The following is a 26,121-nucleotide window of genomic DNA, read 5'->3' as shown; positions in this document are numbered from 1 at the left end:
CGATGCCGGTCGACGGCGGGTCATCCCCGTCGTCGACCGGCCGCCGGGCCGCCCGCGGCAGCGGACCGGCCGTGCGCCACGTCGCGCTGCTCGTCGGCGGGGCGGTGTTCGTCATGTGGGCGGTCGCGACCCTCACCTTCTTCGCCATCCGCCTGATCCCGGGCGATCCGGCGCAGGCGATCCTCGGCGGGCCCGGTTCGCAGGCCTCGCAGGAGGCCCTCGACCAGGTGCGCCTCGACTACGGGCTCGACCAGCCGCTCCTGGCGCAGTACCTCGCGATGCTGGGCCGCCTCGTCACCGGCGACCTCGGAACCTCGTACGCGCTCAAGGTGCCGGTCGCCGAGCTTCTCGGTGCCCAGGTCGGCGGCACGATGCTGCTCGCCGTCTGCTCGCTCGCGCTCGCGTGGGTGCTCGCGCTGGCGCTGTCGCTCTGGTCGACCGGCCGGGGGCGCATCGCCACGGCCGTCGGACAGGGCATCGAGCTCTTCGCCGCGGCCTTGCCGCACTTCTTCCTCGCCGCCGTGCTCATCGCGGTCTTCAGCTCCGGACTCGGCTGGCTGCCCCCCGTCGCGACCGGCACGCCGGTCGGCTTGATCCTCCCGGTCGTGACCCTCGCCGTGCCCCTCGCCGGCTTCCTCGCCCAGGTCATGCGCGAGAGCCTCCTCGACGCGATGCGGCAGCCGTTCGTCGTCTCGGCCCGCGCCCGCGGCGAGAGCGCGCTCGGCGTGCGGTTCCGGCACACGCTGCGCCACGCCGCACTGCCCGGCATCAGCCTGTCGGGCTGGGCGCTCGGATGGCTGCTCTCGGGCGCCGTCGTCGTGGAGACGATCTTCGCGATGCCCGGGCTCGGCCGAACCCTCCTGCAGGCGGTGACGCTCCGCGACATCCCGGTCGTGACCGGCGTCGTACTGCTCGTCGCGCTCGTCTACGTCGTCATGACCGTCGTGACGGATCTCGCGATGCGCGTCGCGGATCCGCGCCTCGCCGGGGAGGCGCGATGAGCGATCTCGAACTCCAGCAGGCGACCGTCGATGCTGCTGCGGCCGAGGCCAGGCCCACCGGGCGCCCGCGAGTCGGCACGATCATCGCGGGGGCGTTCGTCGCCTTCCTGCTGGTGGCCACGTGCTTCCCGTGGCTGCTCGAGACGTACGATCCGAACGCGATCGCGCCGGCCGACGCGTTCCAGCCGCCGTCGGCAGCGCACTGGTTCGGAACCGACGAATCTGGACGCGACCTCTACAGCCGCGTGATCGCGGGTACGGCGACCTCGCTCGCGATCGGCGTCGCCGCAACTGCGATCGGGCTCGCGCTGGGGCTCGTGCTGGGCGTCGCGGCGAGCTTCGGCGGCCGTGCCGTCGACTTCGGGGTCGGTCGGCTCGTCGAGGTGCTGTTCGCGTTCCCCGGCCTGCTCCTCGCGCTCCTCGTCATCGTCGTCGCCGGGCCGGGGCCCGTCACCGCCACGATCGCCGTCGGCCTGTCGACGGCGCCCGGGTACGCACGCATCATCCGCGGTCAGCTGATCTCGATCCGCTCCGCGCCGTACGTCGAGGCGGCCACGGTGCTCGGACGCACCAGGCCCCGCATCCTCGGTGCGCACATCCTGCCCAACGCCCTCCTGCCGCTCGTCGTCCTCGCGACGCTCGGCATCGGGCAGGCGATCGTCTGGGCCGCGGCGCTCAGCTACCTCGGACTCGGCGCCGAACCGCCGGCCGCCGAATGGGGCGCGATGCTCTCGGCCGGCCGCACCTACCTCGCCACCGCGTGGTGGATGACCGTGTTCCCCGGCCTCATGATCGTCGGCACGACGATCGCGACGACGGTGCTGGGCCGCGCGCTCGCCAGGCGGGAACGGGGCGTCCGATGAACACGACGACGCGCCGTCCCGTGCTCGAGCTCGACGGCCTCTCGGTCGACTTCGGCGACGCCCGCGTCGTCGACGGCGTCGGCCTCTCGATCGCGCCGGGCGAGTGCGTCGCCCTCGTCGGCGAGTCCGGTTCGGGAAAGTCGGTCACCGCCAGGAGCCTGCTCGGCATGGCCGGCGACGGCGCCCGCGTCCGCGCCGACGTCCTGCGCATCGACGGCCGCGACCTGCGCGGAGCGACCGAACACGACTGGCGCACGGTGCGCGGCCGCACCGCGGGCCTCGTGCTGCAGGATGCGCTCGTCGCGCTCGACCCGCTGCGCCCCGTCGGCCGCGAGGTCGAGGACGCCCTGCGCATCCACGACCGGATGCCTCGTGCCGAACGCCGCGCCCGGGCGGGCGAGGTCCTCGACGCCGTCGGCATGCCCGACCCGGCCACGGCCGCCCGCCGGCGCTCCGGTGAGCTCTCGGGCGGACTCCGCCAGCGCGCGCTCATCGCCTCGGCCCTGGCGCTCGACCCACCGCTGCTCATCGCCGACGAGCCGACGACGGCGCTCGACGCGACGGTGCAGGCGCGCGTGCTCGACCTGCTGGCTGCGATCCGCGATCGCGGCACCGGGCTGCTGCTCATCAGCCACGACCTGGCGGTGGTGTCGCGGCTCGCCGATCGCGTGCTCGTCATGCGCGAGGGGCGCGTGCTCGAGCAGGGCGCGACGGCCGCGGTGCTCGGTGCGCCGAGCGACCCGTACACGCGGCAGCTCATCGCCGCCGTGCCCGCCGACGTGCCGCGCGGTGTCGCGCTCAGCGGACCGGGCCCGAAGCCCGCATCCGATCCGACCGAGCCGAGAACCTCGGCCGTGCCGACCGGTCCGACCGAGCCGGCACGCGGATCGTCGGTCGTCGGTGCCGCCCCGAGCGACGACCACCGCGGTGCGGCGCTGAGCGCCGCACCGCTCCTCGTCGTCGATCGCGTGGGCAAGTCGTTCACCCTTCCCGGCCGAGTGCGGTTCGCCGCCGTCGACGACGTGTCGCTCGTCGTCTCACGGGGCGAGACGGTCGGGCTCGTGGGCGAGTCCGGATCGGGCAAGACCACGCTGGCGCGCCTGGTGCTCGCGCTGACTTCGCCCGACACCGGCACGATCACCTTCGACGGCGAACCGTGGTCGGCCCTCGACGAGCGCGCACGACGACCACGGCGACGGCGGGTCGGGGCGATCTACCAGGACGCGCTGAGCTCGTTCGACCCTCGATGGACCGTCGGCCGCATCCTCGCCGACGCCGACGCCGACGCGGAAGCGCCTTCCGATGCCGATCAGCACGGGGTCGCGGCATCCCCGACCGCCGACCGCACCGCCGTCCGCACCGGCCGAGCCCGACGCATCGCCGAGCTCCTCGACCGGGTCGGCCTCACCTCCGGTGTCGCCCATCGCGAGCCGCTCACGCTCTCGGGCGGCCAGCGGCAGCGCGTGGCGATCGCTCGCGCGATCGCGGCTCGCCCCGATCTGCTCGTCTGCGACGAGCCGGTCTCCGCACTCGACGTGACCATCCAGGCGCAGATCCTCGACCTGCTCGACGAGCTCCAACGCGAACAGGGGCTCGCGATGCTCTTCATCTCGCACGACCTCGGCGTCGTCGGCCACATGGCCGACCGCGTCGCCGTGATGCGGGCCGGCACCATCGTCGAACAGGGGCCGGCCGACCGGGTGCTCGTCGCGCCCGAGCATCCCTACACCGCGCGGCTGCTGGCCGACGCACCGCGCCTCGCGCACTGACCGCGCCGCGCCGCAACCCCGCCTCACGGGGCGTTCCCCGGTGCGCTCCGCTAGGCTTGAGCGTCACATTCAGGCACCTCATCACGGACTCGGTGCCGCAGATATCGAACCGGAGCATCATGACCGACACCTCGCGCATCCCCGACAAGCCCGCTCTCGAAGGCCTCGAATCGGTCTGGGGAGGCGCGTGGGAGCGTGAGGGCACCTACCGGTTCGACCGCGGATCGGCCACGCGCGAGTGCATCTACTCGATCGACACTCCCCCGCCGACGGCCTCGGGTTCGCTGCACATCGGCCACGTCTTCTCGTACACCCACACGGACGTCGTCGCCCGCTTCCAGCGCATGCGCGGCAAGCACGTGTTCTACCCGATGGGGTGGGACGACAACGGCCTGCCGACCGAGCGCCGCGTGCAGAACTACTACGGCGTGCGCTGCGACCCGACTCTCCCCTACGTCGAGGGCTTCGTGCCGCCGTTCGAGGGCGGCGACGGCAAGTCGACGAAGGCCGCCGACCAGGTGCCGATCTCGCGCCGCAACTTCATCGAGCTCTGCGAGCGACTGACCGTCGAGGACGAGCAGCAGTTCGAGGCGCTCTGGCGCATGCTCGGCCTCTCGGTCGACTGGACCCAGACGTACCGCACCATCGCCGACGAGGCGCTGTTCACCTCGCAGCTCGCGTTCGTCCGCAACGTCGAGCGCGGCGAGGCCTACCAGGCGCTCGCGCCGACGCTGTGGGACGTGACCTTCCGCACCGCCGTCGCCCAGGCCGAGCTCGAAGACCGCGAGCAGCCTGGGCACTACCACCGGGTGTCGTTCCACCGCCCCGACGGCGGCATCGTCGAGATCGAGACGAGCCGGCCCGAGCTCATCCCCGCGTGCGTCGCGCTCGTGGCACATCCCGACGACGAGCGCTACCAGCCCCTCTTCGGCACGACGGTGACGACGCCGGTGTTCGGCGTCGAGGTGCCGGTCGTCGCGCACCACCTCGCCCAGAAGGACAAGGGCACCGGCATCGCCATGATCTGCACCTTCGGCGACGTGACCGACGTCGTCTGGTGGCGCGAGCTCGACCTGCCCAACCGCGCGATCATCGGATTCGACGGCCGGGTCATCGCCGAGGCGCCCGAGGCGATCACCTCCGAGGCGGGGCGCTCGGCGTACGCCGAGCTCGCCGGCAAGACCACGTTCAGCGCGAAGCAGGCGGTCGTGCAGCAGTTGCGCGACTCGGGCGACCTGCTCGCCGACCCGAAGTCGATCACCCATCCGGTGAAGTTCTTCGAGAAGGGCGACAAGCCGCTCGAGATCGTGTCGACGCGCCAGTGGTACATCAAGAACGGCGCGCGCGACGAGGCGCTGCGCGAGCGACTCCTCGCGCACGGCCGCGAGATGGACTGGCACCCCGACTTCATGCGCGTGCGCTACGACAACTGGGTCGGCGGCCTCTCGGGCGACTGGCTCGTTTCGCGCCAGCGCTTCTTCGGCGTGCCCATCCCCGTCTGGTACCCGCTCGACGCGCAGGGCGACCCCGTGTTCGACGAACCGATCGTCGCCACCCAGGACATGCTGCCCGTCGACCCGTCGTCCGCACCCGCGCCCGGCTACGACGAGGCGCAGCGCGGAGCGCCCGGCGGCTTCATCGGCGAGCACGACGTGATGGACACGTGGGCGACCTCGTCGCTCACCCCGCAGCTCGCGGGCGGCTGGGAGCGCGATCCCGAGCTCTGGAGCCTCGTCTTCCCCTACTCGCTGCGCCCGCAGGGCCAGGACATCATCCGCACCTGGCTCTTCTCGACGACGCTGCGCGCCGAGCTCGAACACGGGGTCGCGCCGTGGGCGAACGCGGCGATCTCGGGCTTCATCGTCGATCCCGACCGCAAGAAGATGTCGAAGTCGAAGGGCAACGTCGTGACGCCCGCCGGACTGCTCGAGCAGCACGGCTCCGACGCCGTGCGCTACTGGGCCGCGTCGAGCCGACTCGGCACCGACGCCGCGTTCGACCCGCAGAACCCGACCCAGGTGAAGATCGGGCGCCGGCTCGCGATCAAGGTCCTCAACGCCGCGAAGTTCATCCTCGGCTTCGAGGGCTCGGCGGACGCCCCGGTGACGGTGCCCGTCGACCGCAGCATGCTCGCCGAGCTCGCCACGGTCGTGGACCGCGCCACCCGCGCGCTCGAGTCGTACGACCACGCTCGTGCGCTCGAGGTCGCGGAGACCTTCTTCTGGACCTTCTGCGACGACTACCTCGAGCTCGTCAAGGAGCGCGCGTACGGCGAGCCCAGCCCCGAGCAGGCCTCGGCCGTCGCCGCGCTGAAGACGGCGCTCGGCGTGCTGCTGCGGCTCTTCGCCCCGGTCATCCCGTTCGCCACCGAGGAGGCGTGGAGCTGGTCGCACGACGGCTCGGTGCACCGGGCCGCCTGGCCGACCGCCGACGAGCTCTCGGCCCGCGGCGAGGCGAGCGGCGAGCTGCTCGAGCTCGCGAGCCTCGCGCTCACCGGTATCCGGCGCGCGAAGACCGACGTCAAGGCCTCGCAGAAGACGCCCGTCGCCCACGCGACGATCGCCGCGCCCGCCGCGACGACCGCGCTGCTCGAGCACGTGGCATCCGACCTGCGCGCGGTCGGGCGCATCGCCGAGCTCGCCTTCACCGAGGCCGACGAGTTCGACGTCCGCGACGTCGTCTTCGAGGCGCCGTCCGAATAGGGGGAACCATGACCAACGAGATCCGGATGGCCGGAGACGACGACTTCTTCGGCTGGCTGCCGCTCTTCGAGGCGTACTGCACGTTCTACGAGACCGAGCTCGACGACCAGAAGGCGCTCATCGTCTGGAACTGGCTGCGCGACGAGCACAATCCGCTGCAGGCCGCGCTCGCCGTCGACGAGGAGGGCACGCCCGTCGGGCTCGCGCACTTCCGCCAGGTCCCCGAGTCGCTGAGCGCCACCTACGGCATGTACCTCGACGACCTCTACGTGGCCGAGTCGCAGCGCGGCACGGGCACCGGCCGTGCGCTCATCGAGTTCGTGCACGCTCGCGCCGCCGAGGTCGGCCACGGGGGCGTGGCGTGGATCACGGCCGCCGACAACGAGACCGCGCAGCAGCTCTACGACCGCCTCGCGAAGCGCACGAGCTGGGTGACCTACGAGATGGAGGCCTGATGCGACTCGGCACGAGGTGGGCGTTCGGCGACGAGCCTCCAGCCTCGGTGCCGGGCGACCTCCGTCCGCGCATCGCCGCAGCCGAGGCCGCGTTCGAGGGCGATCCCGCTGGTCGCCACTGGACCCTCACCTGGCTCGAGGGACGCCCGATCGCCGAGCTCGACGACGGCACCGTCGTTCGCGAGGTCATCGCCGACGCGCTCGACGCCGACGAGGACTGGTAGCGCTCCTCGACCGGCGGTACCCGCTCAGGCCCGGGCGAGCACCTCGCCGTGCGGCATGAGCAGCCACCCGTCACGATCGGCCGCCCAGTCGCGCCACGCCTGCGCGACCCGCCGGAGCTCGTCGGGGTTGGAGTGTCCCGACTCGATCGCGTGTGCGGCGAAGCTCGACTCGGTCGCCCGCTCGGCCCACGAACCGCCCCACCACTCGCGCTCGAGGTCGCTCGCGAACACCCAGACGGAGCCCGACGCGGTCACGTCGGCGAATCCCGCCTCGCGCGCCCACCGCTTGAGGTGGCGGCCGGCGTGAGCGTCGCCGCCGTTCCAGTCGTGCACGTCGTGGTACAGCGCGAGCCAGCGATCGAGGCCCGCCGAGGCCGGGCTCCAGATGATCCCGCCGTAGTCGACGTCGCGTACGGCGAGCAGTCCCCCGGGCCTGAGCACGCGCCGGAACTCGCGCAGCGCGTCGACGGGCCGGGCGAGATGCTGCAGCACCTGGTGGGCGTGCACGACGTCGAAGGCGTCGTCGTCGACGTCGAGCGCGTAGGCATCACCCGTGCGGAACTCGACGTTGCCGACCCCCTCGCTCGCTGCGAGGCCGGCGGCCTGCGCCACGACGTCTTCAGACGCGTCGATGCCGACGACCCTTCCCGGGCGCACGCGGCGTGCGAGGTCGACGGTGATCGTGCCCGGGCCGCAGCCGACGTCGAGGATGCGGGCGCCGGCATCGAGATGCGGGGCGAGGTACGCCGCCGAGTTCTCGACGGTGCGCCACGCGTGGATGCGCAGGACGCTCGCGTGATGGCCGTGGGTGTACGCGTCGCGGGTCGACGGCGATTCGCTCTCCATGACCCGAGCCTACGCGCGCAGCGTTTCGACGGCGGCCGCGATCCGGCGCTCGCGCGTCTCGGGGCGCTTCGCCTCGGCGACGCCGCGTGCGAGCTCCTTCCGCCGCGAGTACGACAGCGCCTCGAAGGCCCTCCTCGCGGGCGGCTCGGCGTCGAGGGCTGCCGCGAGGTCGGCCGGCACGTCGACCGCGCGCTCGGCGGTGTCGAGGTCGACGGTCGCCTCGACCGCATCACCGATGTCGACGCCGAGCTCGGCGCGCACCGCCTTCGACAGCCCGATGACGTTGCGGCCGTCCATCACGGCCAGGCGCACCCGCGCGGTGCGGCCGGCGATGCCGACGACGACCGCGGCGCGCTTTCCGCCGCCGAGCGCGTCGACCTGGGCATCGGTCAGCTCGAGGGCGGTCGCCGGGCCGAACGGGACGAGCACGGTGCTGATGCGAACGGTCATGGATCGATCATGGCGCGCGCGACGCGCGGATGAGAAGCCCGGCGGCGGGCGACACGGATCCACGCGCCGCCGCCCCGATCGGCCGCGCCCGTAGTGTTGACGGATGGACGACGCCCATCGCAACCCGCTGCTCGACCCGAGTCCGCTCCCGTACCGGTTGCCCCTGTTCGAGCTCATCACCCCCGCCGACTTCCGGGAGGCGCTCGAACTCGGCATGGGCGAGCAGCGCGAAGAGCTCGACCGCATCGCCGGCGACGCCGACCTGCCGACGTTCGAGAACACGATCGTCGCCCTCGAGCGCTCCGGCGCGACGCTCCGCCGGGTGCTCCCGGTCTTCGAGAACCGCAGCTCGGCCGACGCCGACGAGGCCGTCGACGCGATCGAGGCCGAACTCGCGCCGAGGCTCGCCGCGCACCGCGACGCGCTGCTTCTCGAACCCCGCCTGTTCGCGCGAATCGACGCGCTCGTCGCGCGACTCGACGCCGGCGGGTTGGAGCTCGCCGACGACGAGTCATACCTGCTGCGCCGCCGGCATCGCGTGGCCGTGCTCGCCGGCGCCCGCCTCGACCCCGACGGGCGCGCCGCGCTCGAACGCCTCAACGAACGCATCGCCGGACTCACGACCGCCTTCCAGCAGACGCTCCTCGCCGACACCAACGAGCGGGCGCTCCATCTCACCGATGAACACGACCTTGCGGGGCTCGACGACCGGCGCCGCGCGACGGCTCGTGCGGCGGCGGCGGCACGCGGGCTCGACGGCTGGCTCCTCCCCCTCGTCCTGTCGACGCAACAGCCCGCACTCGCCGAGCTCGACTCCCCAGCGTCGCGCGACCGGCTGTTCGCCGCGTCGCGGGGTCGCGGCACCTCGGGCGGCGACCACGACACCCGCCAGATCCTGCTCGCGCTCGTCGCGCTCCGCGCCGAGCGGGCGAAGCTGCTGGGCTTCGCCGACCACGCGAGCGCGGTCACCGCCGACGAGACCGCCGGGACGGCCGAGGCCGTCGCCGAACTGTTCGGGAGGCTCGCGCCGACCGCCATCGCGAACGCGCAGCGAGAGGCGACCGCCCTCGCCGGACGGGCCGAGCGGGACGGACTGCGCCCGTTCGAGGCATCCGACTGGATCTACCTCGCCCAGCGCGAACGGGCCGAACGCCACGACGTCGACCTCGCGGCGATGCGCCCGTACCTGGAGGCCGACCGGGTGCTCCGAGACGGCGTGTTCCACGCGGCGACCCTGCTCTACGGGCTCCGGTTCGCCGAACGGCCCGACCTCGTCGGCCACCACCCCGACGCGCGGGTGTTCGAGGTGAGCGAGGCGGACGGCGCCGCCGTCGGGCTGTACGTGCTCGACCTCTACGCGCGCTCCTCGAAGCGCGGCGGCGCCTGGATGAGCTCCCTCGTCGAGCAGTCGGAGCTCACGGGCGACCTGCCCGTCGTCGTCAACCACCTCAACGTGCAGAAGCCCGCCGACGGCGACCCGACGCTCCTCACCTTCGACGAGGCCGAGACGCTCTTCCACGAGTTCGGCCACGCCCTGCACGGGCTGCTCGCGCGCGTGCGGTTCCCGAGCGCCGCGGGCACGAACGTCTTCCGCGACTTCGTCGAGCTGCCGAGCCAGGTGAACGAGCTCTGGATGCTGCGGCCCGAGGTCCTCGGGAACTACGCGGTGCACCACGAGACGGGAGAACGGCTCGCCCCCGAGTTCGTCGAGCGCCTCCTCGCGTCGCGCACGTTCGGCGAGGGATTCTCGACGACCGAGTACCTCGCGGCTGCGATCCTCGACCAGGCCTGGCACCGGCTCGACGCAGGGACCGCCGCGGCACTGGCGCCCGCCGACGTCGCGGAATTCGAGCGCGCGGCGCTCGACGCCGCCGGGCTCGCCGACCCGCTGCTGCCGCCGCGGTACTCGAGCGGCTACTTCGCCCACGTCTTCGCGGGCGGCTACGACGCGGGCTACTACTCGTACGTCTGGAGCGAGGTGCCGGGCGCCGACATCATGGCCTGGTTCGAGGAGCACGGCGGCGCGACGCGCGAGAACGGCGGCCGGTTCCGGGCGGAGATCCTCGGCCCGGGCGGCTCGCGCGATCCGCGCGAGTCCGTGCGCGCCTTCCTCGGCCGCGAGCCGCGGATCGACGCGCTGCTCGCTCGCCGCGGCCTGACCTGAAACGACGGATGCCTCGTGCAGCGACTGCTGCACGAGGCATCCGTGCTCGTGGTTCGGGCGACCGGGTCAGATCGCGAAGCCGAGCGCCCGCATCATGTCGCGGCCGTCGTCGGTGATGCGTTCGGGGCCCCACGGCGGCATCCACACCCAGTTGATGCGGAACGCCTCGACGACCCCGTCGAGGGCCTCGGCCGTCTGCTCCTCGATGACGTCGGTCAGCGGGCAGCCGGCGCTCGTGAGCGTCATGTGGATGACGAGCGCGTCGTTCTCGTCGTCCCAGCCCAGGTCGTAGATGAGGCCGAGGTCGACGATGTTGACCCCGAGCTCCGGGTCCATGACGTCTTTCAGGGCCTCGGAGACCTCGTCGTAGCGCTCGGGCGCGAGTGAGGTGACCATGGTGCGATTCTACCCGTGGACTATTCGGCGGCGGCCGCGGACGCCGGCTCGGCGACCTGGTAGCGGTCGTAGCCCTCGTCCTCGAGGCGGTCGGCGAGCTCGGGGCCACCCTGCTCGGCGATGCGACCGGCGACGAACACGTGCACGAAGTCGGGCTTGATGTAGCGGAGGATGCGCGTGTAGTGCGTGATGAGCAGGATGCCGAGGCCCGTGTTCGCCTTGGCGCGGTTGACGCCCTCCGAGACGATCTTGAGCGCATCGACGTCGAGGCCCGAGTCGGTCTCGTCGAGGACCGCGAACCGCGGCTTCAGCAGCTCGAGCTGGAGGATCTCGTTGCGCTTCTTCTCGCCGCCCGAGAAGCCCTCGTTGACGTTGCGCTCGGCGAAGGCCGAGTCCATCTTCAGGTTCGACATCGACTCGCGGACGTCCTTCACCCACGTGCGGACGCTCGGCGCCTCGCCGTCGATCGCCGTCTTCGCCGTGCGGAGGAAGTTCGTGACGGTGACGCCGGGAATCTCGACCGGGTACTGCATCGCGAGGAAGAGACCCGCGCGAGCACGCTCGTCGACCGACATCTCGAGGACGTTCTCGCCGTCGAGGAGGATCTCGCCCTCGACGACCGTGTACTTGGGGTGGCCGGCGATGGTGTAGGCGAGCGTCGACTTGCCCGATCCGTTCGGGCCCATGATGGCGTGGATCTCGCCCTCGTTGATGACGAGGTCGACGCCGCGGAGGATCTCGCGGGTACCCTGGTCGGTCTCGACGTTGACGTGCAGGTTCTTGATCTCGAGCACAGACATGTTCTTGGGAATTCTCTTTCGGTAGCCGGCCGCGGCCGGAGCAGCGTGGGTCAGACGGTCAGCGTGACCGAGGGGTCGATGTGGACGTCGCCGCCCTCGATCTCGACCCGGTAGACGGGAACCGGCTCGTAGGCCGGGAGGGTGAGGGGCTTGCCGGTCTTCAGCGAGAACTTCGAGCCGTGGGCCCAGCATTCGAGCGTGTCGTCCTCGACGAAGCCCTCGGCGAGCGAGATGTCGCCGTGGGTGCACGTGTCGCCGATCGCGAAGACATCGCCCGCGGAGTCCTTCACGACCGCGATCGGCACGCCGTCCAGAACGAATCGCGACGCCTGGTTCTCGACGAGCTCGTCGACGGCGCAGACACGAACGGATGCCACGTCAGTTCCCCTGCAGTTCGGCTTCGATGGCGGCGGTGAGCCGCGATTCGAGCTCGGGCGAGCCGATCTTCTGCACGACCTCGGTGAGGAAGCCGCGCACGACGAGGCGACGCGCCTCGTCTTCGCGGATGCCGCGGGCCATCAGGTAGAAGAGCTGCTCGTCGTCGAACCGGCCGGTCGCCGACGCGTGGCCGGCGCCCTCGATGTCGCCGGTCTCGATCTCGAGGTTCGGCACCGAGTCGGCGCGCGTGCCCTCGGTGAGCACGAGGTTGCGGTTCTGCTCGTAGCTGTCGGTGCCGGTCGCCTTCTGGCCGATGAGCACGTCGCCGATCCAGACGGTGCGCGCGCCCTCGCCCTGCAGGGCACCCTTGTAGGTCACGCGGCTCTTGGTGTGCGGCGCGTCGTGGTGCACGTAGACCTGCTGCTCGAGGTGCTGTCCGGCGTCGGCGAAGTAGAGGCCGAGCGCCTCGACGTCGGCGCCCTGCTCGGCGAGGTGGGTCGAGGGGTTCACCCGCACGACCTTGCCCCCGAGGGAGACGACGATGTGCTTGAGGAAGGCGTCGCGGCCGACCTTCGCGAACTGGCTCGCGAGGTGCACCGAGTCGTCGCTCCACTCCTGCAGCGAGACGACGGTGAGCTGAGCGCCCTCGCCCACGAGGATCTCGAGGTTCTCGGACAGGCGGGCGTCGCCGGTGCCTCGGAGGACGACGAGGCCGCGGCTGTTCGGCGCGATCTCGATGATCGTGTGGGCCGCGCGAGGCGTGGCGCCGAGACCCGAGCGGCTGACGGTCGCGACCTTGTCGTCCTCACCGGTCACGGAGATGAGGAGCGCCTCGTCGAAGCTCGACCAGGCGTTGGCGCTCGCGCGCTCCTCCGGCGTGCCGGCCGTGCCGATGCGGGCGTCGTCGCGGGCGATCCACGAGACGGCGACGCCGTCGACCTCATCGGCCTCGACGTCGGGACGAGAGCCGTCGAGCGCACCCGAGGTCAGGTCGGCGAACGCCGCGACGGGCGACAGCTTCCACTCGTGCTCGCGGCCGTTGACCGGCTCGAAGTCCTCGACGTTCACGGAGCGGAAGCGCTCGGAACGGGTCTGGACCGGGACGAACGCGCCGTCGGAGTGCGCGACGAGCCCGTGCTGCTCTGCGGTGGGCATAGCGGTGCTCTGCATTGCGGTGGTCATCGCTTAGCCGACCGATCCTTCCATGCCCATCTCGATGAGCTTGTTGAGTTCCATCGCGTATTCCATCGGCAGCTCGCGCGCGATCGGCTCGATGAAGCCGCGCACGATCATCGCCATGGCCTCGTCCTCGGGGATGCCGCGGGCCATCAGGTAGAACAGCTGCTCCTCCGAGACCTTCGAGACCGTGGCCTCGTGTCCGAGCTGCACGTCGTCGACCCGGATGTCGATCGCCGGGTACGTGTCGCTGCGCGAGATCGTGTCGACGAGCAGCGCGTCGCAGCGCACGGTGTTGGCCGCGTGGTGGGCGTTCGCGTCGACGCGGACCTCGCCGCGGTAGCCGGCGCGGCCGCCGCCGCGTGCGATCGACTTCGAGACGATCGACGACTGCGTGTACGGCGCCATGTGGATCATCTTCGCGCCCGCGTCCTGGTGCTGGCCCGGGCCGGCGAAGGCGACCGAGAGGGTCTCGCCCTTGGCGTGCTCGCCCATGAGGAAGATCGACGGGTACTTCATCGTCACCTTCGAGCCGATGTTGCCGTCGACCCATTCCATGGTGGCGCCCTCGGCAGCCGTGGCGCGCTTCGTGACGAGGTTGTAGACGTTGTTCGACCAGTTCTGGATCGTCGTGTAGCGAACGCGGGCGTTCTTCTTCACGATGATCTCGACGACGGCCGAGTGCAGCGAGTCGCTCTTGTAGATCGGGGCGGTGCAGCCCTCGATGTAGTGCACGTACGAGCCTTCGTCGGCGATGATGAGCGTGCGCTCGAACTGGCCCATGTTCTCGGTGTTGATGCGGAAGTAGGCCTGCAGCGGGATCTCGACGTGCACGCCCTTCGGCACGTAGACGAACGAGCCGCCCGACCAGACCGCCGTGTTCAGCGCGGCGAACTTGTTGTCGCCGGCGGGGATGACGGTGCCGAAGTACTCCTCGAAGAACTCGGGGTGCTCGCGCAGCGCCGTGTCGGTGTCCATGAAGATGACGCCCTGGCGCTCGAGCTCTTCGTTGATCTGGTGGTAGACGACCTCGGACTCGTACTGGGCCGCGACGCCCGCGACGAGGCGCTGGCGCTCGGCCTCGGGGATGCCGAGTCGCTCGTAGGTGTTCTTGATGTCGTCGGGCAGGTCCTCCCAGGTCTGGGCCTGCTTCTCGGTCGAGCGCACGAAGTACTTGATGTTGTCGAAGTCGATCTCCGACAGGTCGGCGCCCCAGGTCGGCATGGGCTTGCGCTCGAAGAGCTGCAGGCCGCGCTGGCGGCGCTGGAGCATCCACTCCGGCTCGTCCTTCAACCGCGAGATATCGGCGACCACCTCCGGCGAGATTCCGCGACGGGCCGAGGCCCCCGCGGCGTCGGAGTCGGCCCAGCCGAACTCGTAATTGCCGAGCCCTTCGAGCTCGGGGCGGTCGATCAGTACGTCCGTCATGCTCTCCCTCTTCTCCTCCCGTGCGACCGGCTATCAGTCCGGCTCATCCCCCTCGCCAGTCGAGGCACTCGGTGAGCGGGTGATGATGTGCGGGTGGCTCCAGTGCGAACCTAAGATGGCTGGTGCCTGCGTGCCGCGCTCTTGCGCGCGTCGCAACAGTTGCGCCAACCACTCAAGTCTATAGGGTCGCCGCCGTGTGGGTCCTGGGACTCCCAGCCCGTCACAGCGCGACCCGGATCAGGAACGACCCGCGTGCCCCGTTCACTCCGCTTCTTCGCCTGGGCCTCCTTCGTCGCGCAGGTGACGATCATCGCGACCGGCGGCGCGGTGCGCCTCACCGGTTCGGGCCTCGGATGCCCGACCTGGCCGACGTGCACGCCGGAGTCGCTCGTGCCCACCGAGGAGCTGAGCTACCACTCGCTGATCGAGTTCGGCAATCGGACGATGACCGGAGTCGTGGGCGTCCTCGCCCTCATCGTGTTCCTGCTCGTCTGGCGCATCCGGCGCGAGCGGCGCGACCTGTTCGTGCTCTCGCTGATCGTCGGCATCGGCATCGTCGCGCAGGCGATCGTCGGCGGCATCACCGTCTGGACAGGCCTCAACCCGTTCATCGTCGGCTTCCACTACGTCTCCTCGCTCGTGCTCGTCTGCGTCACCGCAGCTTTCCTCGCCCGTCTCGACGAACCCGCAGGCCCTCGTGAGCGGGCCGTTCCCGCCTGGTACGCGGGACTCACGCATGCGACGAGCGCGGTGCTCGCGATCTCGATCGTCTTCGGCGTCCTCACGACCGGGTCGGGTCCCCACTCGGGCGACGCGGCAGCCGGTCGCACCGGCTTCGACTCCGAGGTCCTCGAGCACGTGCACGCGTGGCCCGGCTACCTGCTGTTCGTACTCACCCTCGTGCTCGTCATCGCCGCATGGCGCGACGGCCTGCCGACCCGCCGCTGGGCGACCGCGCTGCTCGTCGTCGAACTCGTGCAGATCGCGGTCGGCCTCTACCAGGCGCGCAACGGCCTGCCGCCGCTCGCCGTCGGGATGCACATGGTGCTCGCCGCCCTCTCGGCCGCCGCGATGACCCTCGTCATCCTGCACCTGAAGCGCCCGATCGCTGCCGAGGTGTCGCGTACCCCGGTCGCGGCATCCGCCTGACCCGCGCCACCATTTCGGAGATCAGCGCAGGTTCGGGCACCTGGAGCCCGATCGCTCCGCGTTCACGGCGATCCCCGATCTCTGTCGCACTCCCGATCCGGATGCCATGACGAAGACAGCAGTCAGCGCCGGTGCAGGCCCTGCGCGACCGCCCGCGCGATGCGGTCCTGCACTCCCGGCCAGTCGTGGACGACGTGGTGAGAGCCCACCCTGATGACGTGGTAGCCGAGCAGAACGAGCCACGAGCGCAAGGACGTTCTCGATCGGGTCGAGGAGCGCGTCGGGATGCCGCGGCACAAGCGGTCTCGACCAGTGGACTCGTGCGGCGAGCGGCGGCACGGCGCCGTGCGCGTCCTTCGCGACGTGCGCGCCGTCGTCCTCGAGTACCCAGAGTCCGCCCGACGCCGCCCGATCGGAGATAATCCAGCTTTCGGAGCCACGGGCTGACACCCTTCCGAGTCGGTGGCGATCTCCGAAGAGGCGACGGGCGCAAATTGCGCCCGGAAGGGAGGTGAGACCCCGACTCAGAAGGGCAGCAGCGGGTCGACGCCGACCGCGAGGAACAGCAGCGACAGGTACGCGATCGAGCCGTGGAACACGCGCATCGGCGAGACCTGGACGTGCCGGATCGCGAGGTTGTACAGGCGGTGCGTCTCGTAGATGAACCAGACGCCCGTGACGATCGCGACGGTCGAGTACACCAGCCCCATGTCGGCAACGGGGATCAGCAGGAGTGAGCAGGCGACCGTCGCCCACGCGTAGAGGATGACCTGGAGTCCGACCTGCGCCCGACCGCGCACGACGGCGAGCATCGGAACACCGGCCGCCGCGTAGTCGTCCTTGTACTTCATCGACAGCGGCCAGTAGTGCGGCGGGGTCCACAGGAAGATGATCAGGAACAGGATGAACGGTGCCCAGTCGAGGCTGCCGGTGACGGCCGCCCAGCCGATGAGCACGGGCATGCAGCCCGCGATGCCGCCCCAGACGATGTTCTGCGCGGTGCGGCGCTTGAGGATCAGGCTGTAGAAGACGACGTAGAGCAGGATCGCCGCGAGCGAGAGCAGTGCGGCGAGCCAGTTCGTGAAGACCCACAGCCAGACGATGGATGCCGCGCCCAGCGCGTACGCGAAGACGAGCGCCTCGCGGTCGCTGAGTTCACCGGTGACGAGCGGGCGCCCCTGGGTGCGCTTCATGACCCGGTCGATGTCGCGATCGATGTAGCAGTTGAACGCCCCTGCGGAACCGGCGCTCATGGCACCGCCGATGAGGGTCGCGAGCATCAGCCACAGGCTCGGCAGCCCCTGCTGCGCGAGGATCATGGTCGGCGCCGTGACGACGAGCAGCAGCTCGATGACGCGCGGCTTCGTGAGCGCGAGATAGGCGGCGAGCTTGCGCCGAACGGTCATCGCCGGTCGGGCTTCACGGGTGTCTACGGCTGCCTGCATCGTTCCTCTTCCGAGGCGCGCGCGCAGGCTCGTGCCGGGCGCCGCGCCGCCTCCCGACGATTCTAGGCCATCCGGCCGGCCGGGCCCGGTTCGGCGCCACCGCAACCCTCACACGAGACACTGCGCGGTGTGAGTCATACCCCGTCATCGCGCGTCACGAAGTCCATATACTGAGGAATGCGCGCTTGGCGCCGTGATCCACGATTCCCCCCAAGGCATCCCAACCGGTTCACGCGCCCGGCGGTACCGCGCCGCAACGTCCTCGGCGGGTCGGGGACGAGTTCCCCGTCGCCGTCACGAACGGAAGGAACTGCACCTCGTGGCAACTCTGCACTGGGAATCCATCGACGATCGCGCGGTGGACACCGCCCGGGTGCTCGCGGCTGACGCCGTCGAGAAGGTCGGCAACGGCCACCCCGGCACCGCGATGAGCCTGGCCCCCGCCGCCTACCTCCTCTTCCAGAAGGTCATGCGCCGCGACCCGGCCGACCACGCCTGGCTGGGCCGAGACCGGTTCATCCTCTCGGCGGGGCATTCGTCGCTCACCCAGTACGTGCAGCTCTACTTCGCCGGCGACGGCCTCGAGCTCGACGACCTGAAGGCGCTCCGCACCTGGGGCTCGAAGACCCCCGGCCACCCCGAGTACGGCCACACCGCCGGCGTCGAGATCACGACCGGCCCGCTCGGCCAGGGCCTCGCCTCCGCCGTCGGCTTCGCGTACGCCGCCCGCTACGAGCGCGGCCTCTTCGACCCCGACGCCCCGGCCGGCGAGAGCCCCTTCGACCACTTCGTCTACGTGATCGCGGGCGACGGCGACCTGCAGGAGGGCGTCACCTCGGAGGCGTCGAGCCTCGCCGGCCACCAGCAGCTCGGCAACCTCGTCGTCATCTACGACTCGAACCAGATCTCCATCGAGGACGACACCAACATCGCCTTCACCGAGGACGTCGCGAAGCGCTACGAGTCGTACGGCTGGCACGTGCAGACGGTCGACTGGAAGAAGACCGGCGAGTACGTCGAAGACGTCCACGAGCTCCACCGCGCGATCGATGCCGCGAAGGCCGAGCAGGCGAAGCCCTCGATCATCATTCTGAAGACGATCATCGGCTGGCCCTCGCCCGGCAAGCAGAACTCCGGCAAGATCCACGGTTCCGCCCTCGGCGGCGCCGAGCTCGCGGCGACGAAGGAGGTGCTCGGCTTCGACCCCGAGGAGAGCTTCGTCGTCGCCGAGGATGTGATCGCACACACCCGCGCCGCGCGCGAGCGCGGTGCTGCCGCGCACGCCGAGTGGCAGCAGACGTTCGACGCGTGGGCCGCGGCGAATCCCGAGCGCAAGGCGCTGCTCGATCGCCTCGAGGCGGGCGAGCTTCCCGAGGGCATCGCCGACGCGCTGCCCGTCTTCGAAGGCGGCACCGAGGTGTCGACGCGTGCCGCTTCCGGCAAGGTCATCAACGCCCTCGCCGCGGAGCTGCCCGAGCTCTGGGGCGGTTCGGCCGACCTCGCCGAGTCGAACCTCACGACCATCAACGGCGGCGGCTCGTTCGTGCCGACGGAGCACTCGACGCACGAGTGGGCGGGCAACCCCTACGGCCGCGTGCTGCACTTCGGAATCCGCGAGCACGCGATGGCCGCGATCGTGAACGGCATCGTGCTGCACGGCCCGACCCGTGCGTTCGGCGGCACGTTCCTCATCTTCAGCGACTACATGCGGCCGTCGGTCCGGCTCGCCGCGCTCATGCAGGTCCCCTCGATCTTCGTCTGGACCCACGACTCGGTCGCCCTCGGCGAGGACGGACCGACCCATCAGCCGATCGAGCAGCTCGCGACGCTCCGCGCGATCCCGGGCCTCGACGTCGTGCGTCCCGCCGACGCCAACGAGGTCGCCCACGCGTGGCTCGAGATCCTGAAGCGACGCGGCGGACCGGCCGGCATCGCCCTCACCCGCCAGAACATCCCGGTGTTCGAGCGGGGCGACGGCGAGGCATCCGGCGACGTGCTCGCGAGCGCCGCGAACACCGCGAAGGGCGCCTACGTGCTGGCCGACGCCGCGTCGGGCGAACCCGACGTGATCATCATCGCGACGGGCTCCGAGGTGCAGCTCGCACTCGCCGCCCGCGAGACGCTGGCCGCTGAGGGCATCGGCGCCCGCGTCGTCTCCGCCCCCAGCCTCGAGTGGTTCGACGAGCAGGATGCCGCGTACCGCGAGTCGGTGCTGCCTGCGTCGGTGACGGCACGGGTGTCGGTCGAGGCCGGCATCGCGCTCACCTGGCACCGGTACGTCGGCGACCGCGGCCGGTCGGTGTCGATCGAGCACTTCGGCGCGTCCGCCGACTACAAGACCCTGTTCCGCGAGTTCGGCATCACGGCCGAGGCCGTCGTCGCCGCCGCGAAGGAATCGCTCGCGTCGGCCTGACGCGAGCCAGAAGAGGAGACACCCCATGACCAGCTCCCCCACCGCCGCCCTCTCGGAGGCCGGCGTCAGCATCTGGCTCGACGACCTCTCGCGCGAGCGCCTCGTGACGGGCGACCTCGCCCGCCTCATCGCCGAGCGCAACGTCGTCGGCGTCACCACGAACCCCACGATCTTCGCGAACGCGCTCACCGCGGGCAACGGCTACACCGAGCACCTGCACGAGCTCGCCGTCGCGGGCGCCGACGTCAACACCGCGGTGTTCGACATCACGACCGACGACGTGCGCGCGGCGGCCGACGTGCTGCGGCCCGTCTACGACCGCACCGGCGGCGTCGACGGCCGCGTCTCGATCGAGGTCGAGCCCGGTCTCGCCCACGACACCAAGGGCACCGTCGCCCAGGCGAAGGCCCTGTGGGCGAAGGTCGACCGGCCGAACGCGATGATCAAGATCCCCGCGACCGTCGAGGGCCTCGACGCGATCCGCGAGACGATCGGCGCCGGCATCAGCGTCAACGTCACGCTCATCTTCAGCCTCGACCGCCACCGCGAGGTCATCGAGGCCTACCTCTCCGGCCTCGAGCAGGCGAAGGCGGCGGGCCACGACCTGTCGCAGATCCACTCGGTCGCCTCGTTCTTCGTCTCCCGCGTCGACACCGAGATCGACAAGCGGCTCGTCGCCATCGGCACGCCCGAGGCGCTGGCCCTCAAGAGCAAGGCGGGCGTCGCGAACGCCCGGCTCGCGTACGAGCTGTTCGAGGAGCAGTTCGCGACCGAGCGCGCCCAGGCGCTGATCGCCGCCGGCGCGAACCTCCAGCGTCCGCTCTGGGCCTCGACCGGTGTCAAGGACCCGACGCTGCCCGACACGCTCTACGTGACCGAGCTCGTCGCCCGCGGCGTCGTCAACACGATGCCCGAGAAGACGCTCGAGGCGACGTTCGACCACGGCGTCGTCGAGGGCGACACCGTCACCGGCAACTACGCCGGCGCCGGCGAGGTGCTCGACGCGCTCGCGACCGTGGGCGTCGACTACGACGACGTCACCGCACTCCTCGAGCGCGAGGGCGTCGAGAAGTTCAACGTCTCCTGGGGCGAGCTGCTCGACTCCGTGCGCACCGCGCTGGAGGCCGCCCGATGAGCTTCCGCATCTCCGTCTCGGGCGCGGCCGCCGATGCGGTGCGCCGCACGGTCCCGGCACTCGTCGCCGACCTCGTGGCGAGCGGCATCACCGCGCAGGACCCCGCGCTCTGGGGCCCCGCGGCCGAAGACGAGGCCGGCAAGCGCCTCGGCTGGACGGAGGCCGTCGCGGTCTCGCGCCCGCTCGTTGCCGAGATCGAAGCCCTGCGCGACGAACTCGAGGCCGCCGGCGTGCGTCACATCGTGCTCGCCGGCATGGGCGGCTCATCGCTCGCACCCGAGGTGATCACGCGCACCGCACGCGTCGATCTCACGGTCCTCGACTCCACCGAGCCGGGGCAGGTCCGCGCCGCGCTCGGCGACCGGCTCGAGGCATCCGCCCTCGTCGTCTCGTCGAAGTCGGGCTCGACCGTCGAGACCGACAGCCAACGCCGGGCCTACGAGCAGGCGTTCCGCGACGCCGGCATCGATCCGACCGACCGCATCATCGTCGTGACCGACCCGGGTTCGCCGCTCGACGAGTCGGCCCGCGCGGCCGGATACCGCGTCTTCAACGCCGACCCGAACGTCGGCGGCCGCTACTCGGCGCTCACGGCCTTCGGCCTCGTGCCCTCGGGCCTCGCGGGCGTCGACATCGCGGAGATCCTCGACGAGGCCGAGACCATCGAGCTCTCGCTCGCGATCGATACGCCCGACAACCCCGGACTCGTGCTCGGCGCCGCGATCGCCGCGACCGCGCCGCTGCGCGACAAGCTCGCGATCGTCGCCGACGGCACCCACATCGTCGGGTTCGCCGACTGGGCCGAGCAGCTGATCGCCGAGTCCACGGGCAAGGAGGGCACCGGCATCCTGCCCGTCGTGCTCGACGCCGATGCCCCCGAGCTCGGCGAGTCGCTCCCCGACCTGCAGGTCGTGCGCCTCGTCGACGACGCAGGAGACTCGATCTTCACCCACGACCGGTCGGGCGACATCCGCGTGTCGGGCACGCTCGGCGCCCAGTTGCTCGTGTGGGAGTACGCGACCGCCGTGGCGGGGCGTCTCCTCGGCATCAACCCGTTCGACCAGCCCGACGTCGAATCGGCGAAGGTCGCCGCGCGCGGCCTCCTCGACGCGCGTCCGGCACCCGAGCCCGCCGCGTTCGTCGCCGACGGCATCGAGGTGCGCGGCACCCCTGAGGTGATCGGCGCCGCGAGCGACCTCGTCTCGGCCGTCGACGTCCTGCTGGAGGAGCTGCCGGCGAACGGCTACGTGTCGATCCAGGCCTACGTCGACCGGGTCGCCCACCCCGAGGTCGCGAAGCTGCGCGACCTCATCGCGGCGCGAGCCGGTCGCCCCGTCACCTTCGGATGGGGCCCGCGGTTCCTCCACTCGACGGGCCAGTTCCACAAGGGCGGCCCCGCGGTCGGCGTGTTCCTGCAGATCACGCAGACGCCGGTCGACGACCTCGCCATCCCCGAGCGCCCGTTCACCTTCGGGCAGCTCATCGCAGCCCAGGCCTCCGGCGACGCGAGCGTGCTCGCCGAGCACGGGCGCCCGGTGCTCACACTGACGCTCACCGACCCGGCCGCGAACCTCGGCCCGCTCATCGACGCCATCGGGTGACCGAACGAAAGGACCGGCACGTGGTTTCGGCAGAGATCTCGGCGCACCACAACCCCCTCCGATCTCCCAAGGACTACCGGCTCAACCGCATCGCGGGGCCGTCGAGCCTCATCATCTTCGGCGTGACGGGCGACCTCTCGCGCAAGAAGCTGATGCCGGCGGTCTACGACCTCGCGAACCGCGGGCTCCTGCCCCCGGGCTTCGCGCTCGTCGGGTTCGCCCGCCGCGACTGGGAGGACGAGGACTTCGCACAGATCGTGCACGACTCCGTGAAGGAGTACGCCCGCACCGAGTTCCGCGAGGACGTCTGGCAGCAGCTCGCGCGAGGCATCCGGTTCGTCACCGGGACGTTCGACGACGACGCGGCGTTCGACCGCCTGCGTGACGTCGTCGCGACGCTCGACCGCGAACGCGGCACGATGGGCAACCACGCGTTCTACCTGTCCATCCCGCCGAAGTCGTTCCCGCTCGTCACCGAGCAGCTCAAGCGCTCGGGCCTCACCGAGCAGCGCGACGGCCAGTGGCGGCGGGTCGTGATCGAGAAGCCGTTCGGCAGCGACCTGGCGTCGGCGCGCGAGCTCAACGACGTCGTGGCGAGCGTGTTCCCGCCCGACTCGGTCTTCCGCATCGACCACTACCTCGGCAAGGAGACGGTGCAGAACATCCTCGCCCTGCGCTTCGCCAACCAGCTGTACGAGCCGATCTGGAACACCAACTACGTCGACCACGTGCAGATCACGATGGCCGAGGACATCGGGGTCGGCGGTCGTGCCGGCTACTACGACGGCATCGGCGCGGCCCGCGACGTCATCCAGAACCACCTGCTGCAGCTGCTCGCGCTCACCGCGATGGAGGAGCCGATCTCGTTCGACGCCGCCGACCTGCGCGCTGAGAAGGAGAAGATCCTTGCCGCCGTGCGCATCCCCGAGGACCTCGCGACGGGCACCGCGCGCGGTCAGTACTCGGGCGGCTGGCAGGGTGGCGAGCACGTCGTCGGCTTCCTCGAGGAGGACGGCATGAACCCCGCCTCGACGACCGAGACCTACGCGGCGATGAAGCTCACGATCGGAACCCGGCGCTGGGCCGGCGTACCGTTCTACCTGCGTGCCGGCAAGCGCCTCGGGCGTCGCGTCACGGAGATCGCCGTCGTGTTCAAGCGGGCGCCGCAGCAGCTCTTCGCCGACAGCCAGACCTCCGAGCTGGGCCAGAACGCGCTCGTCATCCGCGTGCAGCCCGACGAGGGCGTCACCATCCGGTTCGGCTCGAAGGTTCCGGGCGCCGGCATGCAGGTGCGCGACGTCACGATGGACTTCGGATACGGCCACGCGTTCACCGAGGCGAGCCCCGAGGCGTACGAGCGGCTCATCCTCGACGTGCTGCTCGGCGACCCGCCGCTCTTCCCCCGCCAGGAGGAGGTCGAGCTCAGCTGGAAGATCCTCGACCCGATCGAGGAGTTCTGGGCGACCCAGGGTCAGCCCGAACAGTACCGGCCCGGCACCTGGGGGCCGAGCTCGGCCGACGAGCTGCTCGCCCGCGACGGACGCACTTGGAGACGCCCATGATCGTCGAACTGCCCGACACGACCACGAGCCAGGTCTCGAAGACGCTCGTGAAGATCCGGGAGGACGGCGGCGTCGTCGCCCTCGGCCGGGTGCTCACGCTCGTCATCGCCACCACGCCCGACGCCGAGGAGGAGGCCATCGAGGCGGCCAACGACGCCTCGCGCGAGCATCCGATGCGCGTCATCGTGGTCTCGATCGAGCCCGGTACCGAATCCGACGCGATCGAAGCCCGACTCGACGCCGAGATCCGGGTGGGCGGCGACGCGGGTGCGAGCGAGGTCATCATCCTCCGCGCGCACGGCGACGCCGCGCGCTACGAGGAGAGCCTCGTGATGGCCCTGCTGCTGCCCGACGCCCCGGTGGTCACGTGGTGGCCCGGCGCCGCGCCGGCGGTGCCCGGGCGCTCACCGCTCGGGCGCATCGCGCAGCGACGCATCACGGATGCCTCGACCCAGCCCGATCCGCAGGCGGCCCTGCATGCGCTCGCGGCGAGCTACACCCCCGGGGACGCCGACTTCTCGTGGACGAGGCTCACGCTCTGGCGGGCCCAGCTCGCCGCCGTGCTCGACCAGCCGCCCTACGAGCCGATCACCGCGGTGCACGTGTCGGGCGCGATCGACTCGCCGTCGACGACCCTGCTCGGCGCCTGGCTGCGGCTGCAGCTCGGCTGCTCGACCGAGGTCGAGCTCACCGGCGTCGACGAGGGGTCGCACGGCATCCACGGTGTGCGGCTCGATCGCCCGAGCGGCCCCATCGAGCTCGTGCGCGACGTGCCGGGAGTTGCGACGCTGCGTCAGCCCGACCAGCCGCTGCACGACGTCGCGCTCCCCCGACGCAGCCTTCGCGACTGCCTCGCCGATGAGCTGCGCCGACTCGACCCCGACGAGCTGTACGGTGAAGTCATCGCGAAGGGGCTCCGGCTCCTCGCCGACGACGGTGCGGAGGAGATCGAGTGACGAACGAACGCCGGGTGCTCGTGCACCCCGACAAGGCGACGCTCGCCGGCGCGGTGGCCGCGCGATTCATCACGAAGACGCTCGACCTGCTCGACGCGCAGCCCGTCGTGCACGTCGTGCTCACGGGCGGGTCGATGGGCTCGGCCGTGCTCGAGGCCGTGGCCGCCTCCCCCGCTCGCATGTCGATCGACTGGTCGCGCGTGCACTTCTGGTGGGGCGACGAACGGTGGGTTCCGCACGGCGATGCCGATCGCAACGATCGCCAGTCGCGCGACGCCCTCCTCGACGATCTCGACCTCCCCGACGAGAACGTGCATCCGTTCCCGGCTTCCGACTCCGGACTGACGCTCGACGAGGCCGCCGTCGAGTACGCGGCCGAGCTGGCCGACCATGCCGCCGAGGGCGCCGAGCACCCGATCTTCGACATCACGTTCCTCGGCGTCGGACCCGATGGACACATCGCCTCGCTCTTCCCGCACCGGTCGGGCATCGAGGTCGCCGACCAGACGGTCATCCCCGTGCGCGATTCGCCGAAGCCGCCGCCCGAGCGCCTCAGCCTCACCCGCCCGGTGCTCAACGCGTCTCAGCGCGTATGGATGGTGCTCGCGGGTGCCGACAAGGCCTCCGCCCTCGGGCTCGCACTCGCCGGCGCGAGCCGCGACGAGGTGCCGGTCGCCGGCATCAAGGGACGCCGGCGCACCGTGTTCTTCGTCGACCGCGACGCCGCGGCCGAGGTGCCCGAGGCGCTCATCGCCCGGGAGTACTGACGCGGATCACCCCACGCACGACGAACGGGGCGGGCCGATGGCCCGCCCCGTTCTCGTCGCCCAGGGAGCGAAATCAGTCTTTGGGAAGCTGCCCGCGCCGGGTGCGGAGCTGGGTGAGCGCCTCGTCGAGCAGCGCGGCCGCCTCGTCTTCGGTACGACGCTCCTTCACGTACGCGAGGTGGGTCTTGTACGGTTCGAGCTTGGTCACCGCGGGAGGATTCTCACGGTCACGACCAGCCGGCAGCCCCGTGGACGGGCTGTCGATGACGTCGGGGATCTCCTCTTCGGGCAGGTTCGCCGCGAAGTACCGGACGGTCTCGTTGCCCTGGGCGTCCCAGTAGCTGATCGCGACGCGATCGGCGTGGAAGCCGCGGTCCTGCTCGCCCATCGGTCCGGCTCCCACGCGGGAGCCGCGGATGGCGCTGTTGCCTGATGCCATGT

General features: G+C 71.1%; 23 protein-coding genes. 14 read left to right on the top strand and 9 right to left on the bottom strand.

Annotated features, from left to right (window positions below; translation table 11 throughout):
• Positions 1–2 precede the first annotated feature (2 nt).
• The 6 genes from PX701_RS16820 to PX701_RS16795 all read left to right on the top strand — a co-directional run bounded on the left by PX701_RS16820 (position 3) and on the right by PX701_RS16795 (position 7,014).
• On the top strand, positions 3–1,001 hold the full coding sequence (locus PX701_RS16820) for an ABC transporter permease (protein ID WP_275506945.1): 999 nt from the start codon (positions 3–5) through the stop codon (positions 999–1,001).
• Entirely contained in the window at positions 998–1,864 is an 867-nt protein-coding gene (locus PX701_RS16815) for an ABC transporter permease (RefSeq protein WP_231430959.1), read from the top strand. Before PX701_RS16820 ends, PX701_RS16815 begins: the two co-directional genes overlap by 4 nt.
• Positions 1,861–3,633: a nickel ABC transporter ATP-binding protein NikE gene (gene nikE, locus PX701_RS16810; protein WP_275506944.1), complete on the top strand. Its 1,773-nt coding sequence runs from the start codon at positions 1,861–1,863 to the stop codon at positions 3,631–3,633. Before PX701_RS16815 ends, nikE begins: the two co-directional genes overlap by 4 nt.
• Before the next feature lie 119 nt (positions 3,634–3,752).
• Positions 3,753–6,335 (top strand): valine--tRNA ligase, encoded by a 2,583-nt coding sequence (gene valS / locus PX701_RS16805; RefSeq protein ID WP_275506943.1) that lies wholly within the window; start codon positions 3,753–3,755, stop codon positions 6,333–6,335.
• An 8-nt stretch (positions 6,336–6,343) separates the two neighbouring features.
• Entirely contained in the window at positions 6,344–6,790 is a 447-nt protein-coding gene (locus PX701_RS16800; protein WP_231430956.1) for a GNAT family N-acetyltransferase, read from the top strand.
• Positions 6,790–7,014, top strand: coding sequence for a hypothetical protein (locus tag PX701_RS16795; protein ID WP_231430955.1), 225 nt, complete (start codon positions 6,790–6,792; stop codon positions 7,012–7,014). The genes PX701_RS16800 and PX701_RS16795 overlap by 1 nt, the downstream gene beginning before the upstream one ends.
• Before the next feature lie 24 nt (positions 7,015–7,038).
• Here PX701_RS16795 and PX701_RS16790 read toward each other — a convergent pair whose 3' ends face one another.
• Entirely contained in the window at positions 7,039–7,860 is an 822-nt protein-coding gene (locus tag PX701_RS16790) for a methyltransferase domain-containing protein (RefSeq protein ID WP_231430954.1), read from the bottom strand.
• A gap of 9 nt (positions 7,861–7,869) precedes the next feature.
• Positions 7,870–8,310 (bottom strand): YdeI/OmpD-associated family protein, encoded by a 441-nt coding sequence (locus PX701_RS16785; protein ID WP_231430953.1) that lies wholly within the window; start codon positions 8,308–8,310, stop codon positions 7,870–7,872.
• A 103-nt stretch (positions 8,311–8,413) separates the two neighbouring features.
• Here PX701_RS16785 and PX701_RS16780 point away from each other — a divergent pair, with 103 nt between their 5' ends.
• A complete protein-coding gene (locus PX701_RS16780; protein WP_275506942.1) occupies positions 8,414–10,474 on the top strand; it encodes a M3 family metallopeptidase in 2,061 nt (686 codons plus the stop codon).
• Between the two features lie 66 nt (positions 10,475–10,540).
• On the opposite strand, the gene PX701_RS16775 is transcribed toward PX701_RS16780, so the two are convergent.
• The 5 genes from PX701_RS16775 to sufB are packed head-to-tail and all read right to left on the bottom strand — an operon-like array spanning position 10,541 to position 14,652.
• The gene (locus PX701_RS16775; RefSeq protein WP_231430951.1) at positions 10,541–10,870 is read right to left on the bottom strand and encodes a metal-sulfur cluster assembly factor; all 330 of its coding nucleotides are present in this window, start codon (positions 10,868–10,870) and stop codon (positions 10,541–10,543) included.
• 20 nt (positions 10,871–10,890) lie between these two features.
• Complete coding sequence (sufC, locus tag PX701_RS16770; RefSeq protein ID WP_231430950.1) at positions 10,891–11,670, bottom strand: Fe-S cluster assembly ATPase SufC; 780 nt, start codon at positions 11,668–11,670, stop codon at positions 10,891–10,893.
• 50 nt (positions 11,671–11,720) lie between these two features.
• Positions 11,721–12,047 carry a non-heme iron oxygenase ferredoxin subunit gene (locus PX701_RS16765; protein WP_231430949.1) on the bottom strand — a complete coding sequence of 109 codons (327 nt, stop codon included), beginning with the start codon at positions 12,045–12,047 and terminating at the stop codon, positions 11,721–11,723.
• 1 nt (position 12,048) lies between these two features.
• The gene (gene sufD, locus PX701_RS16760) at positions 12,049–13,218 is read right to left on the bottom strand and encodes a Fe-S cluster assembly protein SufD (RefSeq protein ID WP_275506941.1); all 1,170 of its coding nucleotides are present in this window, start codon (positions 13,216–13,218) and stop codon (positions 12,049–12,051) included.
• Between the two features lie 15 nt (positions 13,219–13,233).
• On the bottom strand, positions 13,234–14,652 hold the full coding sequence (sufB, locus tag PX701_RS16755; protein ID WP_231430947.1) for a Fe-S cluster assembly protein SufB: 1,419 nt from the start codon (positions 14,650–14,652) through the stop codon (positions 13,234–13,236).
• 252 nt (positions 14,653–14,904) lie between these two features.
• Between sufB and PX701_RS16750 the strand changes: the two genes are divergently transcribed.
• Positions 14,905–15,801, top strand: coding sequence for a COX15/CtaA family protein (locus PX701_RS16750; protein ID WP_275506940.1), 897 nt, complete (start codon positions 14,905–14,907; stop codon positions 15,799–15,801).
• Between the two features lie 524 nt (positions 15,802–16,325).
• Here PX701_RS16750 and PX701_RS16745 read toward each other — a convergent pair.
• On the bottom strand, positions 16,326–17,246 hold the full coding sequence (locus PX701_RS16745; protein ID WP_275506939.1) for a heme o synthase: 921 nt from the start codon (positions 17,244–17,246) through the stop codon (positions 16,326–16,328).
• 319 nt (positions 17,247–17,565) lie between these two features.
• Here PX701_RS16745 and tkt point away from each other — a divergent pair, with 319 nt between their 5' ends.
• Genes tkt through pgl form a run of 6 tightly spaced genes read left to right on the top strand, consistent with a single transcriptional unit; the run spans position 17,566 to position 25,680 of the window.
• Entirely contained in the window at positions 17,566–19,659 is a 2,094-nt protein-coding gene (tkt, locus tag PX701_RS16740) for a transketolase (RefSeq protein ID WP_275506938.1), read from the top strand.
• A 25-nt stretch (positions 19,660–19,684) separates the two neighbouring features.
• Positions 19,685–20,794: a transaldolase gene (gene tal, locus PX701_RS16735; RefSeq protein ID WP_275506937.1), complete on the top strand. Its 1,110-nt coding sequence runs from the start codon at positions 19,685–19,687 to the stop codon at positions 20,792–20,794.
• Positions 20,791–22,395: a glucose-6-phosphate isomerase gene (locus tag PX701_RS16730; protein ID WP_275506936.1), complete on the top strand. Its 1,605-nt coding sequence runs from the start codon at positions 20,791–20,793 to the stop codon at positions 22,393–22,395. Before tal ends, PX701_RS16730 begins: the two co-directional genes overlap by 4 nt.
• A 20-nt stretch (positions 22,396–22,415) precedes the next feature.
• Entirely contained in the window at positions 22,416–23,957 is a 1,542-nt protein-coding gene (gene zwf, locus PX701_RS16725; RefSeq protein WP_231430941.1) for a glucose-6-phosphate dehydrogenase, read from the top strand.
• A complete protein-coding gene (locus PX701_RS16720; RefSeq protein ID WP_275506935.1) occupies positions 23,954–24,913 on the top strand; it encodes a glucose-6-phosphate dehydrogenase assembly protein OpcA in 960 nt (319 codons plus the stop codon). Before zwf ends, PX701_RS16720 begins: the two co-directional genes overlap by 4 nt.
• Positions 24,910–25,680: a 6-phosphogluconolactonase gene (gene pgl / locus PX701_RS16715; RefSeq protein ID WP_231430939.1), complete on the top strand. Its 771-nt coding sequence runs from the start codon at positions 24,910–24,912 to the stop codon at positions 25,678–25,680. The genes PX701_RS16720 and pgl overlap by 4 nt, the downstream gene beginning before the upstream one ends.
• Before the next feature lie 73 nt (positions 25,681–25,753).
• Here pgl and PX701_RS16710 read toward each other — a convergent pair whose 3' ends face one another.
• The gene (locus PX701_RS16710; protein ID WP_231430938.1) at positions 25,754–26,119 is read right to left on the bottom strand and encodes an RNA polymerase-binding protein RbpA; all 366 of its coding nucleotides are present in this window, start codon (positions 26,117–26,119) and stop codon (positions 25,754–25,756) included.
• Positions 26,120–26,121 lie beyond the last annotated feature (2 nt).

The organism is Agromyces chromiiresistens (assembly GCF_029167465.1).
Lineage (GTDB): Bacteria > Actinomycetota > Actinomycetes > Actinomycetales > Microbacteriaceae > Agromyces > Agromyces chromiiresistens.
Note: the sequence above shows the minus strand (reverse complement) of the source record. Positions and strands in the feature narration are given on the sequence as shown.